This is a genomic window from Microbacterium sp. P2_F9 (genome assembly GCF_056403635.1).
The window spans coordinates 1-1,998 of record NZ_JBFUFC010000351.1; the positions used below are offsets into that span (position 1 = coordinate 1).

The following is a 1,998-nucleotide window of genomic DNA, read 5'->3' on the forward strand; positions in this document are numbered from 1 at the left end:
CGGCGCCGAGCCCGTCCCGCGGCACGAGCGCCGGCTCGGTCGCCCGCACCGGCAGGCCGTCGTCGTCGATCCCGTCGTAGGCGGTGTACGCGAACTCCCGGCGCCGCGCATCGGTGACGACGGCGAAACGGGTGGTCTCGGCATCCCATCCCCCGTCGACGAGGTCGGCGATCAGGAGGCCCAGCGCGACGGCGTCGTGGCTCGCGACCGGGATGACCGGGATGCCGCGGCCCAGCGCGAACGCCCGCGCCGCGGCGATGCCGACCCGCAGCCCCGTGAACGGACCAGGACCCATGCCCGCGGCGACATGCGTGATCTCAGACGAGGCGATGCCGGCCTCGGCGAGCGCCTGCACGATGAGCGTTCCGATTGCTTCGGCATGGCCGAGGGGATTCGTGCTGGATGCCTCGGCGCGGACGATTCCGTCAAGCTCGACGATCGCGACGGCCGTGCCGAGGGAGGTGTCGATGCCGAGGATCACCATCCCAGGGTAATCAACCCCCATCGACCCCACGAGCCGATACGTTCCTGACGAGCCGGGACGGTCCCCACGGTGGCCGCCGTATCGGCTGGACGGGAACGTATCGGCTCGACGTGGGGTGGGCGCGAGAGCAAGCCCGGAACCCTACGGCCGCCGGGCCACCGTGACGACCCGCGGGGTGTCGGCGTCGAGCTCCTCAACGGCCCGCGAGGTCGGGCCGCAGGCCGTGTCGAGCCCCCGCCCGTGCCACTCGCGGTCGAGCTCGACCTCCCACCACGCGTCGGCGAGGCCTTCGACCATCCCGCGGCCCCACTCCACGACGATCGCGGATCCCGCCACGTCGATGTCGAGGTCGTCGAGCTCGAGCGCCGAACCCAGCCGGTACGCGTCCACATGTACGAGCGGCGTGCCGCCCACGAGGGACGGATGCGTCCGCGCGATGACGAACGTCGGGCTCTGCACGGGTCCGCGCACGCCGAGCCCGGCGGCGATGCCCCGTGTGAGCGTCGTCTTGCCCGCCCCGAGCGGACCGGTGAGCACGACGACGTCGCCGGGGCGCAGCATCCGTCCGATTCGCTCGCCGAACGCCTCCATGTCGTCGGGCGTGGGGATCTCGTAGCGCCCGACGAGTGCGTCCAGACCACTCACCCCGACACCTGCCGCCGCGGGACGCGCGGCCCGATGCGCGTGACGATCTCGTAGTTGATGGTCCCGGCAGCGTCCGCCCACTCGTCGGCCGACGGCGCGCCGAGCGTCGGATCGCCGAACAGGACCGCCTCGTCGCCGACCATCACGGGGTGGTCGCGGACGTCGACGACGAACTGGTCCATCGCGATCCGCCCCGCAACGGTGATCCGCGTGCCGCCGATCGTCACGGGTCCGGCGCCGGACGCGCTGCGCGGCACCCCGTCGGCATACCCGAGCGGGATGAGCGCGAGGGTCGTCTCGCGGTCGGTGCGGTACTCGTAGCCGTACGAGACGCCGTGGCCCGGGCGCACGCGCCGCACCGCCGCCACCGACGCCCGCAGCGTCATCGCGGGGCGCAGCCCGAGGTCGCCGGCGTCGCGATCATCGAACGGCGACAGCCCGTACATCGAGATGCCGAGGCGCACGCAGCCCAGCCGCGCCTCGGGCAGGGCGATGGCCGCATGACTCGCGGCGAGGTGCCGCAGGCGCGGCGCGAGACCTGCGGTCGCGGCATCCGCCAGTCCCTCTTGAAAGGCCTGCAGGCCCGCGCGGTCGTCCTCCGCCGAGGTGTTCGAGAGGTGGCTGAAGATCCCGATCACGCGCAGCTTGCCGATGCGCTCGAGGCGCGCGGCCTCGGCGAAGATCACGGCGCGGTCTTCGGGGGCGATGCCGTTGCGGCCGAGGCCGGTCTCGAGTTTGAGGTGCACACCAACTGGGCGATCGACGGATGCCGCGGCCGCAGCCTGCAGCAGCTGCTCGAAGCTCGAGATGCCGAGCTCGATCCCGAGGGAGGCGGCCTCGTAGAACGAGGTCCCGGGGGCGTGCAGCCA

Annotated in this window: 3 protein-coding genes; all 3 read right to left on the reverse strand. The window is 72.8% G+C overall.

What is annotated here, in order from left to right; all coding sequences use genetic code 11:
* On the reverse strand, window positions 1-481 hold a 481-nt coding region (gene tsaB / locus AC1DVT_RS19855; RefSeq protein ID WP_477391076.1), incomplete at its 3' end, for a tRNA (adenosine(37)-N6)-threonylcarbamoyltransferase complex dimerization subunit type 1 TsaB.
* A 144-nt stretch (window positions 482-625) separates the two neighbouring features.
* Entirely contained in the window at window positions 626-1,129 is a 504-nt protein-coding gene (tsaE, locus tag AC1DVT_RS19860; protein WP_477391078.1) for a tRNA (adenosine(37)-N6)-threonylcarbamoyltransferase complex ATPase subunit type 1 TsaE, read from the reverse strand.
* Window positions 1,126-1,998, reverse strand: an 873-nt coding sequence (gene alr / locus AC1DVT_RS19865) for an alanine racemase (protein WP_477391080.1), incomplete at its 5' end; no start/stop codon positions are given. The genes alr and tsaE, both read right to left, overlap by 4 nt.